This window comes from Micromonospora sp. SYSU B005 (genome assembly GCF_055362685.1).
On record NZ_JAXCFU010000005.1, the window covers coordinates 1 to 14827 of the forward strand.

The window sequence follows — 14827 nt, forward strand, 5'->3', positions numbered from 1 at the left end:
AAGAAATCACCCGCTGCCTCAAGCGCTACATCGCCCGACAGATCTACCGCACCATCACCAACCACCACCGCACCACTTGACAACCCCACTCACAGATCGACGCATCTATCCCGGCTCCCGGCGAGATCTTGGAAGCAAATGGCCCTCATGGGGGCCTTTTCCTACCAAGATCTCCACTGATCCCACTCCACGGAACGCCTGTCTCGCGAGGCGGAACGCGCTCGACGCAGCGGGCCAGCCGAACGCCCCGCCACCCCACCAATCCCGCGATCTTGCAGTTGCGGCCCTCAGAAAGGGTGCGAATGGGGCAGAACATGGGCCGCAACTGCAAGATCGCGTAAGCGGGGCGGGGGGCGGGGAGCGGGGCGGGGAGCGGGGGTGCGTTGGTGGGGAGGGGCCGGGGTAAGCACCTACGGGTGCCCTGGTCGCCGATCCTCCTCGGGGCTGAGGGCGCGGCGCGTACCCCTTTCTACCGTGGAATCAGCGCGGCGGATCGCCGCAGAAGTGGGAGACGACGATGAGTCGCAAACTGGTCCGGCCCCGCCAGGGGCGCATGATCGCCGGTGTCTGCGCCGGCCTGGGGCAGCGGTTCGGCATGTCGGCCGGCATGGTCCGGCTGCTGTTCCTGCTGTCGCTGCTGCTGCCCGGCACGCAGGTCATCATCTACCTGGTCCTGTGGGTTCTGATGCCGAACGAGGACCGCTACCTCGCCACCCGCTGACGCGACACGAGCCGGGACGCCGGCACACACGCGACGCGCCCGCCCCGGATCCTCGGGGCGGGCGCGCGGCGTCAGAGCAGGGAGGTCAGGGTGCCGCGTAGGTGACAGTCACCTTCTCGTAGCCGAGGGAGCGCAGCAGCCCTTCGAGCATCTTGCGGGTGTTCTCCTCGGCCCGGGCGGTGAGGCCGCTGTCCCGGGCGGCAGCGGTGATCCGGTCCTCGGCGAGCTTGTAGACCTGCTGCTGCCGGTTCGGGTCGCCGGCCACCAGGTCGTTGAGCCGGTTGATCAGGCCGCGCTGCTCGGCGAACACGTAGCTCTTGTCCATGTCCAGATCGGTTTCGCCGAGCTGCGGCGCGGGCAGCTTGATCTCGGCGGACTTGCCGTCCTCGGAGACCACCACGGCACCGTCGGCGATCTTCGTGAAGTCGACGTACGCCTCGACCCGGCCCGCCCCGACAAACAGCGTGCGCTCGTTGAGCAGGAAGTCGGGCACGTTGCGCCTGTCGTTCTGCACGTCCACCACGACCTGGAAGTTGCCCTCGGCGGCGACGTAGCGGCTCAGGTCACGGATCGACTTGAGCAGCGGCGGCTGGCTGCGGTCGGTCTGCTCCTTGGCGAACGGGTTACGGAAGTCGGGCAGCAGACCGGTGGCCTGCACGCCGAGCAGCACCACGACCGCCAGCGCCGCCGCGCCGAGCACCCAGAGCAGGCCGCGCGCCGCACCGCCGCCCGACGCCGGGGCGCCCGGACCGGGATCCGGATCGGGCGAACCCTCCGCCCGGTCGCGAAGGGACTCGCTGGTGGGGTAGTCCGGGAACTCCCGGGTGGGCTCGTTGATGTCACCGTCGCGGGCCATCGCCGTCACCGTCCTCGTCCGACACATCGACTGACAATGACGGTACGGCCACCGTGCGACAGCCGCTCGCCGAGCGCCTCGATCGGGTGAAACCGCAGGTCAGGCGAACGCGGACAGGCCCGTGAGCCGCTGGCCGATGACGAGCTGGTGGATCTCGGAGGTGCCCTCGTAGGTGAGCACGCTCTCCAGGTTGTTGGCGTGCCGCATCACCGGGTACTCCCCGGACACGCCGTTGGCGCCGAGGATCGTGCGGCACTGCCGGGCGATGGCGAGGGCCTCGCGGACGTTGTTCAGCTTGCCCACGCTCACCTGGTGGGGCCGCAGCGTGCCCGCGTCGGCGAGGCGGCCCAGGTGCAGCGCGAGCAGCATCCCCTTGTTCCACTCCACCGCCATGTCGGCGAGCTTGGCCTGGGTGAGCTGGAAACCGGCGAGCGGGCGGCCGAACTGGGTGCGTGTGGTCGCGTACTCCAGGGCCGTCTCCAGGCAGTCGCGGGCCGCGCCCAGCGCGCCCCAGACGATGCCGTGCCGGGCCTCGGTCAGGCACCCCAGCGGCGCCTTGAGCCCGATCGCCTCGGGCAGTCGCGCGTCGGCCGGCAGCCGGACGTCGTCGAGCGCGATCTCGCCGGTCAGTGACGCGCGCAGCGACATCTTCTGCCGGATCTCGCGCGCCGTCACCCCCGGCGTGTCCATGGGTACGGCGAAGCCGCGCACCCCGTCGTCGGTACGCGCCCAGATCACGCCCACGTCGGCGATCGGCGCGTTGGTGATCCACAGCTTGCTGCCGTTGAGGATCCAGTCGTCGCCGTCGCGGCGGGCCCGGGTGGCCATCGACCCGGGGTCGGAGCCGTGGTCGGGTTCGGTGAGCCCGAAACAGCCGATCGCCTCGCCGGCCGCCATCGCGGGCAGCCAGCGCTGCTTCTGCTCCTCGCTGCCGAAGCGCCAGATGGCGTACATGGCCAGCGATCCCTGCACCGAGACCAGGGACCGGACGCCGGAGTCGCCGGCCTCCAGTTCCAGGCAGGCCAGCCCGTACGCGACGGCCGAGGAGCCGGCGCAGCCGTACCCGGTCAGGTGCATGCCGAGCAGGCCGAGCTTGCCGAACTCGCGGGCCAGTTCGCGGGCCGGCACCTGGCCGTCCTCGTACCATCCGGCGACGTGCGGGCGTACCCGGTCGGTCACGAGCCGGCGCACGACGGCGCGGATCTGCCGCTCCTCGTCGCTGAGCGACGCATCGATGTCGAGCAGGTCGAGAGGAGTCATGGCGTCACCTTAACCAAGCCTCAGGGAGGCGTCACTCGCCCTGGTCACCGAGCACGAGCACCCGCGCGTGGATCTGGTTTCGCTGCTGGAGCGCCGCGCGCAGCGCCCGGTGCAGGCCGTCCTCCAGGTAGAGGCCGCCGTTCCACTGGACGACGTGCGGGAAGAGGTCGCCGTAGAAGGTGGAGTCCTCCGCGAGCAGCTTGTCCAGCGCGAGTTCGCGCTTGGTGGTGATGAGCTGGTCAAGCCGCAGCGGGCGCGGCGGAATCTCGGCCCACTGCTTCAGCGTGAGGTTGTGCTCCGGGTAGGGACGCCCGTCCCGGACCGCCCTGAAGATCACGGCGTGCTCTCCTCCCCAGGCCAGGCTGACAATGTGGATGTCAGCCTAACCGCTCAGGTCCACCGTCCCCGCCGCACCACATCCTGCACCGGACGACGCCCTCGGCGCAGCGACGGTGACCGGTGGTCGACAGCTCGGTAACCTACTGTGATCGCACCGATCGGGTGCAGTTCCGGCGGTACCCCGAACGCGTCCCGGTACGCCCCGATGCGCTGCGGCGGGATGCCGAAGAAGCAGGCGCCCAGCCCTTCGTCCACGGCGGTGAGCAGCATCAGCAGCGCCGCGAAACCGGTGTCCACGTACCAGTAGGGCACCGGCCAGCGGTCCTCGTCGCGGTCCGCCCAGCCCTTGTCCGCCTCGGCGTAGCGGTCCAGGTAGGCGTCGCGGTTGGCGTGCGGCACCACGATCAGCGGCGCCCGGCGCATCCCGGCCAGCCAGCGTTCCCGGCCGCCGCCACCGGGCGTGGTGGCGGCCCAGAACCGTTCCCGGTCCTCGGGTTCCTCCAGCACCAGGAAGCCCCAGCCCTGCGAGAACCCGGCCGACGGGGCCCGCACGGCGTGGTCGAGCAGCCGGTCCACCACCTCCGGCGGCACCGGCCGGTCGGGGTCGTAGTTGCGCACCATCCGGCGGCGCCGGACGACCTCGGCGAACTCCACGCTCAGACCTCCGGACGGACGCCCCAGGCGCCCCGCCAGGTCTGCCCCGGCTCCAGCATGATCAGGTCCTTGCCGGAGCGGAACGCGTCGGGCGGGCAGGTCATCGGCTCCACCGCCACGGACCGGCGGTGCCGTTCCCCGCCGAGGGTGTCGCCGGTGAACACCTGCCACCAGCCGAACTCGCGGTCCGCCCAGATCCGCAGCCCGGACGAGCCGTCCGGCGCGCCGAGCACCACCGCCGAGCCGCCGTCGGCGTCCCGCTCGACGTCACCGAACGCGGTGTCGAGGACCAGGTCGCCGATCGGACGCGGGCTGGTGAAGTCGAACTCGGAGCCGGTCACCTCGGCGGCGGCGACCGGCAGCAGGCGGCTGTCCACCAGCACCCGCCGCCGGGCCGGCAGATGCAGCCGCAGCTCGTCCACGCCGACCTTCGGCAGTTGCAGATAGGGGTGGACGGAGAAGCCGAACGGCGCGGGCTCGTCGGAGAGGTTCGTCGCCTCGTGCTCGGCCCGCAGGCCGTCCGGGCCGACGCTCCACCGGGCCCGCATCCGCAGCGCCCACGGGTAGCCGGGGCTCGGCGGCAGGTCGTAGCCGATGGTCACGCTGTCGGACGACTGCTCGATCGCCTGCCACCGCACCCAGTTCACCAGGCCGTGCAGGGCGTTGTGCCGCTCCGGCTCGGTGAGGTCGAGCTGAAACGACCGCTCCCCGACCGTGTAGACGCCGTCCCGGATGCGGTTCGGCCACGGCGCCAGCACCTGCCCGGCCGACCCGGGGCAGACCTCGTCCTCGGCGTACCCGTCGAGGTGGTCCACACCGTCGTAGCGGTAGGCCCGCAGCCCGCCGCCCACCTCGACCACGACGGCCTCGTGGCCGTCGGCCGCGATGGTCCACTGTGCACCGGACGGTGGCTGCGCGTCGATCCCCATGTCGGCGACCCTACCGTCAGCGGCGCTCCTCGGCGGGGGTGGTCGAGCGATAGCGCAGCAGCGCCGGGAACGCCACCACCAGCAGCACCGCGAGTACGGCGGCGGCCAGACCGCCACCGACCATGGCGAAGCCGGTGCCGAAACCGGCGGCCATCGCACCGGCCCGCAGGTCGCCCAGGCGCGGGCCGCCGGCCACCACGACCGTGTTCACGCCCTGGAGGCGGCCCCGCATCCGGTCCGGCGCGTAGACCAGCAGCATCGACTGGCGCAGCGTGGCGCTGACCAGGTCGGCGGCGCCGGCGACGCCCAGCAGCACCACTGCGACCCACAACTGGCCGGCCAGCCCGGCGAGCGCGATCGCCACGCCCCAGCCGACCACCGCCACGGTGAGCGCGAGGCCCTGGCGGCGGACCCGGCCGATCCAGCCCGAGGTCAGGCCGCCCAGCATCGCGCCGATGGCGATGGAGCTGTAGAGCCAGCCCACCGCCGAGGCGCCGCCGAAGCGATCCTGCGCCAGCTCCGGGAACAGCGCCCGCGGCATGGCCAGGATCATCGCGATCAGGTCGATGGCGAAGGAGAGCAGCAGCACCCGCGTGGTGGCCAGGTAACGGAAGCCGTCGACGATGCTGGCGAACCCGGCCTTGCGGACGCCGCCGTCCGGGTCCGGCGTGGGCGGCATCGCGGGCAGCCGCAGCGTGGCCCAGAGCGCCGCCGTGTACAGCAGCGCGTCCGCCGCGTACGCGATGGGCAGCGCCACCTCGACCTGCCAGGCGGCGAAGATCAGGCCGGCGGCGAGCGGGCCGAAGACGGCGGCGGCGGTGAACGTGGTGAAGTTCAGCGTGGTGGCCGCCGGGACCAGCTCGGCCGGCACGAGCCGGGGCAGGATCGCGCTGCGGGCCGGCGAGGTGATCGCGAAGGCGGTCGACTGGAGGGCGACGAGCAGCAGGAGCAGCAGCGGGCTGCGCACGCCGGCCAGCGACTGCACCAGCAGCCCGAGCGTCGAGGCCCAGAGCACGCAGCCGCCGACGAGCAGCACCCGGCGGCGGTCCCGGGCGTCGGCGACCGCGCCGCCCCACAACCCGAAGAGCAGCAACGGTACGAAGCCCGCGATGCCGAGCAGACCGACCCAGAGCGAGCCGCCGGTCAGGTCGAACATCTCCACCGGCACCGCCACGGCGGTGAACTGGAAGCCGAACATGGCGATCGCGTTGCCGGTCCAGACCCGCCGGTACGCGGGCACGCGCAGCGGGCGCAGGTCGATCGCCCAGCGGCGCGCACCCCGCCGCCGGGCCTGCGTGACGTCGGTCACGGCGCGAGCCGCTCGACGACGAAGACCCCGTCCCCGGTACGCCGGAAGCGCAGCCGGTCGTGCAGCCGGCTGGCCCGGCCCTGCCAGAACTCGACGGTCTCCGGACGGACCCGGAACCCGCCCCAGTGCGGCGGCGCGGGGATCGGGTCCACGTCGGCGAACCGCTCGGCCGCCGCCCGGTACGCCTCGTCGAGCGCGGCCCGGTCCGGCACCACTGCCGACTGGGCGCTGGCCCACGCCCCGAGCTGCGAGCCGCGCGGCCGGCCGGCGAAGTACGCCTCGGTCTCGGCCCGGTCCACCTGCTCGACCCGGCCGGTCACCGTCACCTGCCGCTGCATCGGGAACCACGGGAACACCAGGCTGGCCCACGGGTTGCCGGTCACCTCGGTGCCCTTGCGCGAACCGTGGTTGGTGTAGAAGACGAAGCCCTCCGGGTCGTACCCCTTGAGCAGCACGGTGCGCCCGCTGGGCCGGCCCCGGTCGTCGGCGGTGCCGAGCACCATCGCGTTCGGCTCCGGCAGCGGATGGGCCACCGCGTCGGCGAACCAGCGGGCGAACTGGGTGTGCCAGTCCGGTGCCAGGTCCGTCTCGGTCAGGCCCAGGTCGGCGGCGTACTCGTTACGCATGCCGGCCGGGGCGGGTGTGTCGCCTGTCACTGTGGTTGTCCCTCTCCCGGGCGTGCCGGCGTCCCCCGACGCTGGCCAGGCCCCGGTACCCAGTCTTCTCCCTCTCTCACCGACGTCCAGCGGCGGGGATGTCGCGTGGCGCACAGTGGCTGTGGGTCGCGCAGCTTGTTACCCAGCGGGCAAGATGTTCCGAACCACATCCCTGAAGGGTCGCCTGAGCTGCGGGGCTCGATCAGCCCGCCCGGGCGCGCCGAGCCGAAGCCAGGAGACGACATGTCCGATTTCAAACCGGGCCTGGAGGGCGTCGTAGCCTTCGAGACCGAGATCGCCGAACCCGACCGCGCGGGGGGTTCACTGCGCTACCGGGGCGTGGACATCGAGGACCTGATCGGCCAGGTCTCGTTCGGCAACGTCTGGGCGCTGCTGGTGGACGGCCGGTTCGGCCCGGGCCTGCCGCCGGCCGAGCCGTTCCCGGTGCCGGTGCACTCCGGTGACATCCGCGTCGACGTGCAGTCCGCGGTCGCCATGCTCGCGCCGTACTGGGGGCTCAGCCAGCTTCTCGACATCTCCGACGAGCAGGCCCGTGAGGACCTGGCCCGGGTGTCGGTCACCGCGCTGTCCTTCGTCGCCCAGTCGGCGCGCGGCCTGGGCCTGCCGGCCGTGCCGCAGAAGGAGATCGACAAGGCGGAGACCATCGTCGAGCGGTTCATGAAGCGCTGGCGGGGTGAGCCCGACCCGCGGCACGTCAAGGCCGTCGACGCGTACTTCATCTCGGCCGCCGAGCACGGCCTGAACGCCTCCACCTTCACCGCCCGGATCGTCGCCTCCACCGGCGCGGACGCCGCGGCCTGCATCTCCTCCGGCATCGGCGCGCTCTCCGGCCCGCTGCACGGCGGCGCACCGTCCCGGGTGCTCAGCATGCTGGAGGCGGTCGAGCGCAGCGGCGACGCCGACGGGTACGTCAAGGGCGTCCTCGACCGGGGCGAGCGGCTGATGGGCTTCGGCCACCGGGTCTACCGGGCCGAGGACCCGCGCGCCCGCGTGCTGCGGCGTACCGCCAAGGAGCTGGGCGCGCCCCGCTTCGAGGTCGCCGAGGCGCTGGAGAAGGCCGCGCTGGCCGAGCTCCAGGCCCGCCGCCCGGACCGCGTCCTCGCCACCAACGTCGAGTTCTGGTCGGCGGTGGTGCTGGACTTCGCCGAGGTGCCGGCGCACATGTTCACCTCGATGTTCACCTGCGCCCGGATGGGCGGCTGGTCCGCGCACATCCTGGAGCAGAAGAAGCTGCAGCGGCTGGTCCGGCCGTCGGCCACGTACGTCGGCCACGGCCCGCGCAAGCCGCAGCAGGTCGAGGGCTGGGACGCCATCCCGCACGGCGTCTGACGTCTCGCCCGGAGCCCCGTTCCCCTGCCGGTGGAGCGGGGCTCCGGCATTTCCGGGACCGGCACGGCCCACGTGTGGCGGACGCCTCACCGACCGGGGTGGGACAGCCCGCCGGACGTGCCCGGGCAGGTGCGAGGATGGCCGTGGCAGTGTCGCCGGAACGGGCTCGGACGCCGCCCGCCGCCACGCGGCAGGACATCGTCCGCGCCTGCCAGCTCACCTCTCGCCCATGCGGAAGGATCTTCAAGACCGTGGCTGACGCACCGACCATCCGGATTCCCGACGAGATCAGGCCCGCCGACGGACGATTCGGCTGCGGCCCGTCCAAGGTCCGTCCGGCCGCGGTCTCCGCCCTCTCCGACGTCGCCACCAGCTACCTGGGCACGTCGCACCGGCAGAAGACGGTCCGCGACCAGGTGTCCCGGCTGCGCCGCGGCCTGGCCGAGTTCTTCTCCCTGCCCGAGGGGTACGAGGTGGTGCTCGGCAACGGCGGCACCACCGCGTTCTGGGAGGTCGCCACGTTCGGCCTGATCCGCGACCGGGCCCAGTTCGCCAGCTTCGGCGAGTTCGGTGCCAAGTTCGCCAAGTCGGTCTCCGACGCGCCGTTCCTCGGTGAGCCGACGGTGCGCAAGTCCGACGCGGGCAGCGCCCCGTCGCTGGTGGCCGAGGCCGGCGTGGACGTCTACGCCACCCCGCACAACGAGACCTCCACCGGTGTCGCGGTGCCGATCAGCCGCGTCGCGGGCGCCGACGAGGGCTCGCTGCTGCTCGTCGACGCCACCTCCGGCGCGGGCGGCCTGGACGTGGACGTCGCCCAGACCGACGTCTACTACTTCGCGCCGCAGAAGTGCTTCGGCTCCGACGGCGGGCTCTGGCTGGCCCTGATGTCGCCGGCCGCGCTGGCCCGGGCCACCGAGGTCAAGGAGTCGGGCCGCTACATCCCGGCCTTCCTCGACCTGGTCACCGCGATCGACAACTCGCGGCTGGAGCAGACGTACAACACCCCGGCGCTGGCGACCATCTTCCTGGCCGCGGAGCAGACCGACTGGATGAACTCCCAGGGCGGGCTGGCCTGGGCGGCCAAGCGCACCGCCGAGAGCGCCGGCATCGTGTACGGCTGGGCCGAGCGCTCGTCGTTCGCCACGCCGTTCGTGTCGGACCCGGCGCTGCGGTCCAACGTGGTCGCCACCATCGACTTCGCCGACGAGGTGGACGCGACGGCGATCGCCAAGGCGCTGCGCGCCAACGGCATCGTCGACACCGAGCCGTACCGCAAGCTGGGCCGCAACCAGCTGCGGGTGGCGCTGTTCCCGGCCGTCGAGCCGGCCGACGTCGAGGCGCTCACCGCGTCCATCGACTACGTGGTAGAGCGACTCTGATCACGTCGTCACGGTGCGTGGCCGTCGGGGCTCCGGCGGCCACCCACCGTGATCGTTACCGCAGCTCAGTCACGACATGCCGGGGTGTCGCAGTCCCCATCGGCGGGTAGATGAGCGTACGGTGGTGCGAGACGCCCGGGTGGCCGGCTCCCGTGGCGTGACGGCCAGCGAAGCGGGACGGAGGCAAGCCCATGCGCCCAGTACGCTTCGTCGCCCTCTCCGAGGACGGCCAGGCCCTGGTGCTCGCCGACGAGGTGGGGCGCCTGCTGGCGCTGCCCATCGACGAGCGGATCGCGTCGGCGCTGCACGCCGAGCCGGGCGCCCCGCCGCTCGCGGTGGTGCCGAGCGCCACCGACCCGACGCCGTCGCTGTCCCCACGGGACATCCAGGCCCGGATCCGGTCCGGCGAGTCCGCGGAGGACGTCGCCCGCATCGCCGGCGTACCGGTCGACCGGGTGCTGCGCTACGCCGGTCCGGTGCTCCAGGAGCGGGCCATGCTCGCCCAGCACGCCCGCCGCACCCGGCTCAAGGGCGCGGAGAAGCCGACCCCGCTGGCCGAGGTCGTCAACGGCCGGCTGGCCCAGCACGGCATCGACACCGAGAAGATCTCGTGGGACGCCTACCGCCGCGACGACGGCACCTGGCGCATCATCGCGACCTGGCCGTCCGGCAAGGCCACCGCGCAGGCGGTGTGGGATCTGGACAAGACCCGGCAGAACGTCACCCCGCACGACGACATGGCGCAATACCTGTGCGCCGAGCGGCCCACGCCGATCCTCGGCCAGGAGCCGGCGCCGGAGCGGGGCGGTCACGCGCTGCCCGGTCCGTCGCGCGGCGAGCCGAGCCGGGGTGGGCACGGTCTGCCGGCCGCCTCCGAGCACGCCCGTCCGGGGCGTGACCCGATCCGCGCCGGCCGGGACGCGCTGCTCGCCTCGCTGGACCGTCCGCTCGGCGGCACGTCCGGGCGTGGTCTCGACACCCGCTCCCCGGCCGCGCTGGCCGGGCAGGAGGCGCCCCGTCAGCGGGCCGTCGCCGGTGGTGCCGCCGCGCTGCTCGGTGGTGGGCAGGGTTCGGCCTTCGACGACGACTCGGACGCGCCGAAGGAGATCCCGGCCGTACCCTCGCTGGCCGTGCTGCGGCCCCGCCGCACCGGCCCCGCGGCGGCGACCGGCGGTGCGGCCGCCGAGTCCACCGAGGCCGGTGGCAAGCCGCGTAAGCGGCTGCCGAGCTGGGACGACGTGCTGTTCGGCACCGGCCCGGCGGCCCGCGAATCCTCCTGATCCACACTCCACCCTGGCTCGTTGAGAGGGCACTCTAAGTGCCGGCGTGCCAGGGTGGAGTCATGGAGTACACGAACCTGGGACGCACCGGCCTGTCCGTGAGCCGACTCTGCCTCGGCACGATGAACTTCGGCCCGCAGACCGACGAGCCGGACAGTTTCGCCATCATGGACCGGGCGCTCGAACACGGGATCAACTTCTTCGACACCGCGAACGTCTATGGCTGGAAGCTCGGTGAGGGCGTCACCGAGCAGATCGTCGGCCGCTGGTTCGCGCAGGGCGGCGGGCGCCGCGACAAGGTCGTCCTCGCCACCAAGGTGTACGGCAAGATGGGCGAGTGGCCCAACGAGCAGGGCCTGAGCGCCCGGCACATCATCCGGGCCTGTGAGGACTCGCTGCGCCGGCTCCAGACCGACACGATCGACCTCTACCAGATGCACCACATCTCCCGGACCACGCCGTGGGAGGAGATCTGGCAGGCGATGGAGACGCTCGTCGCCCAGGGCAAGGTGATCTACGTCGGCTCGTCCAACTTCGCCGGCTGGCACATCGCGCAGGCGCAGGCCGCGGCCGGCAAGCGCAACTTCCTCGGGCTCGTCTCCGAGCAGTGCATCTACAACCTGCTGACCCGGTACGTCGAACTGGAGGTCGTACCGGCCGCGCAGCACTACGGGCTGGGCATCATCCCCTGGTCGCCGCTGCACGGCGGGCTGCTCTCCGGCATCATCCGCAAGATGGCCGAGGGCAGCGCGGCGCGCGGCACCAGCGGCCGCTCGGCCGACGCGCTGGCCGAGCACCGGAACACCATCGAGGCGTACGAGAAGCTCTGCGCCGACCTCGGCCACGACCCGGCGGATGTGGCGCTGGCGTGGCTGCTGTCCCGGCCGGGCGTGACCGCCCCGATCGTCGGCCCGCGCACGATGGACCAGCTCGACCGCAACCTCGGCGCCCTCGACGTCCGGCTGGACGAGTCGACGCTGACCCGCTTCGACGAGCTGTTCCCGCCGGTGGGCAACGGCGGCCCCGGCCCCGAAGCCTGGGCCTGGTGAATGGAAGGGCCCCTTCTTAACGCCTCCGGTAGAGGAGGGGCCCCTTCTTAACGCCCCGCCCGCATCAACTCCCCGCCGCCAGCGCCCACACGGCGACGCGGGTGTAGCGCGGCGGCGTACGGCCCAGGTGGCTGCGGATCAGGAGCAACTCGTCGGCCGCCCACTGCGGCCCGGCGTAGTCGTGCAGCGTGTGCACGTCCGAGCGGACGTCGGCCTCGGGCACCCGATCGCCGGGGCGGGCGATGGTCAGGTGCGCCCGGAACGGCTTGTCGTCGCACGGCAGCCCGGCCTCGCGCAGCCCGCCGCGGACCGACCGGGCGAGCGCGTCGAGCACCTCCACCTCGCCGCGCACGTCGACCCAGAGCACAGTGGACCGGCCCGCACCGAAGCAGCCGCCGCCGGAAAGGCGCAGCAGTGGGCTGCGAACCGTCCGGGCGGCCGAGGCGAGCGCGTGCTTCACATCGGCCAGCCGGTCGTCCGGCACTTCGCCGAGGAAGGCGAGCGTGAGGTGCAGGTTCGCCGGGTCGGCCAGGCGGGCGTGGCGGGCGGACGCGACCCGCAGGCCCTTCATCCGGGCGGTCAGGTCGGCGACCGCCACGGCAGGCGGGTAGATCGCCGCGAAGAGACGCACCCGGTCAGCGGTGTCGCTGGTGGTGCGCGGCGCGGGCGGCCGGCAGGGTCAGCCCGGCGGCGTGCAGCAACCCTTCGACGCGTACCCGTTCGATCTCCCGGTCGACGCCGTTTAGCTCGGCCAGGTGTTCGGCGATGCCGAGCGCGTGGCAGGCGGCGCGCAGCCGTTCGTCGTACGCCTCGATGACCGCGCCGTGCCACACCACGCTGCGGTCGGCGGCGGCGAGCCGGTGGCCGCCGAGCCGGCGAAGGTCGGTGGCGAGTTGTTCCAGCGGGCGGCGGCCGTCCTTGTCGAACTCGGTGAGGTCGATGTCGCGGGTCAGCGCCTCGGCCTCGATGGCCCGATCGAGCCGCGCGATGGTACGGCGTTCCCGGCGCTGCTCCCGCCACTCGGCCCACCCGCACGCGACCCGGTCGATGATCTCATCAGCGCAGAACAGCAGCGCGAACAGGGCGGGCAGGCAGCAGACGGCGAGGATCGCCAGCGCCAGCAGCAGTCCCTGCCCCACTTCCACACATCGACGCTAAGCCCTGCCGCACCGGCCCGCCACCCGTTTGGGTAATCGGACCGGCACGACCGGCTATCGGGGCTACTTCGCCCCGGGCGACACCACGTAGAAGCGGGGCATCGGCAGCACCCGCATCCGCAGGCGGGCGCCAGAGCGGCGCAGCTGCCAGGTGAGCGCCAGCAACGCGGCGGTCAGCGAGATCAGGCCGCCGGCCCAGATGCTCGCGCCGGCGCCGTACGTCTCGGCGACCCAGCCGATCAGCGGCGCGCCGACCGGGTTGGTGCCCAGGAACACCAGCACCCACAGCGCCATCACCCGTCCCCGGAAGGAGGCGTCGACACCGAGCTGTACGCGCTGGTTTGCGGCCTGGGCGAAGTAGATCATGAAGAACCCGGCGGGCAGCAGCAGCGTCACGACCAGCCAGTACGCCGGGGCGAGCCCGACGAGCGTGCCGAAGACCGCGCAGCCGATCGCGGCACCGAGCACGAGCCAGACCGAGGGCCGGCTGCGCCGTCCGGTGCCGGCCAGCGCCCCGACCAGCGCGCCGGCCGCGAGGGCGGTGCTGAACAGGCCGAACGAGGCGGCGCCGGTGTTGAACACGGTCTTCGCGAGCGCGGCGAGGGTGAGCTGGAAGTTGAACAGGCTCATCCCGATCACCGACATGAGGACCATCGGCAGCAGGATGTCGGGGCGGCGTGCCACGTACCGGAGGCCGTCGACCACCCGGGCCTGGTCGCGCTCACCGACCGGCGGCAGGTCCTTGCGGTGCAGCTCGTCGGTACGCATCCGGACCACGTTCACCAGCGGGGCGATCGAGCTGAGCGCGGTGACCAGGAAGACCGGGCCGACGTCGACGACGGCGATGGCCAGGCCGGCGACGGCGGGGCCGACGATCCGGGCGGAGTTGAACACTGCTGCGTTGAGCGAGAGCGCGTTCGGCAGCAGCGGCATGCCGACCAGCTCGGAGACGAACGCCTGGCGGACCGGCGTCTCGACCGCGTTGGAGACGCCGAGCAGGGCGGCGAACGTGAAGACGTGCCAGAGCTGCACCAGGCCGGTGAGGACCAGGATGCTCATGGCCAGCGCGAGCACGGTCCAGAACGCGTTGGCGACGAAGAGCAGCATCCGCTTGTCGTAGCGGTCGGCGAGCCGGCCGGACAGCAGCGTGAGCAGGAGTACGGGGGTGAACTGCAACGCGGTGACCACGCCGAGCGCGGTCGCGGAGTTGTCGCTGAGCTCGAGGACGAGCCAGTCCTGGGCGATGAACATCATCCAGACGCCGATCAGTTTGATCAGCTGCCCGGTGGCGAAGAGTCGATAGTTGCGGACTCGTAGGGACTGGAACATCGTGCTCAGCTTGGCCTGCACTCTAGGTGCGCCTCCTTGCGTCGGTACGCTTCATCCACAGCTGACGAAGCGAACCGCGGGCGGCGGTGTCAGGCGCGAGCGATGCCCTGGAGGATGTCCGCTGCACGCCGTAGCGTCTCGCGTTCGTCCTCGGTCAGCGCGGCCAGCCGGGTGGCCAGCCACTCGTTGCGGGCCCGCTCGAACTGGTCGAGTACGGCCCTTCCCCCTTCGGTCGCCGCCAGGATGACCTGCCGTCCGTCGGTCGGATGGGGGGTGCGCTGCACGAGGCCGCGCTCCTCCAACTTCGCGACGATCTTCGTCATCGTGGGCGGCTGCACCCGTTCGACATCAGCGAGTTCCCGTGGCGTGAGGGCGCCCGCCAGATTGAGGCTGGTGAGCGCCGACAGCTGGGTGACCGTGAGGTCGCCGACCGGCCGGGCCTGTCGGACCCGCCGGTTGAGCCGGGTGATCGCATCTCGCAGCTGAGGAGCCAGCTGCGCCGGTGGCACGCGTTTCGCCGTCACCGTCCGCTCCGTCACACTAGTTAGCTTAACTAATG

16 protein-coding genes are annotated in these 14827 nt (G+C 72.3%); 5 read left to right on the forward strand and 11 right to left on the reverse strand.

Going from position 1 to position 14827, the window contains the following annotated elements; genetic code table 11:
- Positions 1-517: 517 nt before the first annotated feature.
- Entirely contained in the window at positions 518-721 is a 204-nt protein-coding gene (locus tag SM452_RS13620) for a PspC domain-containing protein (protein WP_135242981.1), read from the forward strand.
- Between the two features lie 85 nt (positions 722-806).
- On the opposite strand, the gene SM452_RS13625 is transcribed toward SM452_RS13620, so the two are convergent.
- The 7 genes from SM452_RS13625 to pdxH form a co-directional block, all read right to left on the reverse strand.
- Positions 807-1577, reverse strand: a complete 771-nt coding sequence (locus tag SM452_RS13625; RefSeq protein WP_262015402.1) for a DUF4230 domain-containing protein — start codon at positions 1575-1577, stop codon at positions 807-809.
- A gap of 99 nt (positions 1578-1676) precedes the next feature.
- The gene (locus SM452_RS13630; protein WP_463840027.1) at positions 1677-2837 is read right to left on the reverse strand and encodes an acyl-CoA dehydrogenase family protein; all 1161 of its coding nucleotides are present in this window, start codon (positions 2835-2837) and stop codon (positions 1677-1679) included.
- Between the two features lie 31 nt (positions 2838-2868).
- On the reverse strand, positions 2869-3174 hold the full coding sequence (locus tag SM452_RS13635; RefSeq protein ID WP_013283726.1) for a type II toxin-antitoxin system VapB family antitoxin: 306 nt from the start codon (positions 3172-3174) through the stop codon (positions 2869-2871).
- Positions 3175-3227: 53 nt separating this feature from the next.
- On the reverse strand, positions 3228-3830 hold the full coding sequence (locus tag SM452_RS13640; protein WP_262015400.1) for a nitroreductase family protein: 603 nt from the start codon (positions 3828-3830) through the stop codon (positions 3228-3230).
- A 2-nt stretch (positions 3831-3832) separates the two neighbouring features.
- Positions 3833-4759: an aldose 1-epimerase family protein gene (locus SM452_RS13645; RefSeq protein WP_262015399.1), complete on the reverse strand. Its 927-nt coding sequence runs from the start codon at positions 4757-4759 to the stop codon at positions 3833-3835.
- A gap of 16 nt (positions 4760-4775) precedes the next feature.
- Positions 4776-6068, reverse strand: a complete 1293-nt coding sequence (locus SM452_RS13650) for an MFS transporter (protein ID WP_262015398.1) — start codon at positions 6066-6068, stop codon at positions 4776-4778.
- A complete protein-coding gene (gene pdxH, locus SM452_RS13655; protein WP_209310504.1) occupies positions 6065-6694 on the reverse strand; it encodes a pyridoxamine 5'-phosphate oxidase in 630 nt (209 codons plus the stop codon). The genes SM452_RS13650 and pdxH overlap by 4 nt, the downstream gene beginning before the upstream one ends.
- Before the next feature lie 273 nt (positions 6695-6967).
- Between pdxH and SM452_RS13660 the strand changes: the two genes are divergently transcribed.
- The 4 genes from SM452_RS13660 to SM452_RS13675 all read left to right on the forward strand — a co-directional run bounded on the left by SM452_RS13660 (position 6968) and on the right by SM452_RS13675 (position 11782).
- The gene (locus SM452_RS13660) at positions 6968-8074 is read left to right on the forward strand and encodes a citrate synthase 2 (protein WP_262015397.1); all 1107 of its coding nucleotides are present in this window, start codon (positions 6968-6970) and stop codon (positions 8072-8074) included.
- Positions 8075-8325: 251 nt separating this feature from the next.
- Entirely contained in the window at positions 8326-9453 is a 1128-nt protein-coding gene (gene serC / locus SM452_RS13665) for a phosphoserine transaminase (protein WP_463840028.1), read from the forward strand.
- A 191-nt stretch (positions 9454-9644) separates the two neighbouring features.
- The gene (gene sepH, locus SM452_RS13670) at positions 9645-10733 is read left to right on the forward strand and encodes a septation protein SepH (protein ID WP_355512428.1); all 1089 of its coding nucleotides are present in this window, start codon (positions 9645-9647) and stop codon (positions 10731-10733) included.
- 62 nt (positions 10734-10795) lie between these two features.
- Positions 10796-11782 carry an aldo/keto reductase gene (locus SM452_RS13675; RefSeq protein WP_463840029.1) on the forward strand — a complete coding sequence of 329 codons (987 nt, stop codon included), beginning with the start codon at positions 10796-10798 and terminating at the stop codon, positions 11780-11782.
- Positions 11783-11846: 64 nt separating this feature from the next.
- On the opposite strand, the gene thpR is transcribed toward SM452_RS13675, so the two are convergent.
- The 4 genes from thpR to SM452_RS13695 form a co-directional block, all read right to left on the reverse strand.
- Positions 11847-12413 (reverse strand): RNA 2',3'-cyclic phosphodiesterase, encoded by a 567-nt coding sequence (thpR, locus tag SM452_RS13680; RefSeq protein WP_463840030.1) that lies wholly within the window; start codon positions 12411-12413, stop codon positions 11847-11849.
- Positions 12414-12417: 4 nt separating this feature from the next.
- Positions 12418-12927 (reverse strand): hypothetical protein, encoded by a 510-nt coding sequence (locus SM452_RS13685; RefSeq protein WP_463840031.1) that lies wholly within the window; start codon positions 12925-12927, stop codon positions 12418-12420.
- A gap of 75 nt (positions 12928-13002) precedes the next feature.
- Positions 13003-14289, reverse strand: coding sequence for an MFS transporter (locus SM452_RS13690; RefSeq protein WP_262015392.1), 1287 nt, complete (start codon positions 14287-14289; stop codon positions 13003-13005).
- A gap of 68 nt (positions 14290-14357) precedes the next feature.
- Positions 14358-14807: a MarR family winged helix-turn-helix transcriptional regulator gene (locus SM452_RS13695; protein WP_030274920.1), complete on the reverse strand. Its 450-nt coding sequence runs from the start codon at positions 14805-14807 to the stop codon at positions 14358-14360.
- Positions 14808-14827: the final 20 nt, after the last annotated feature.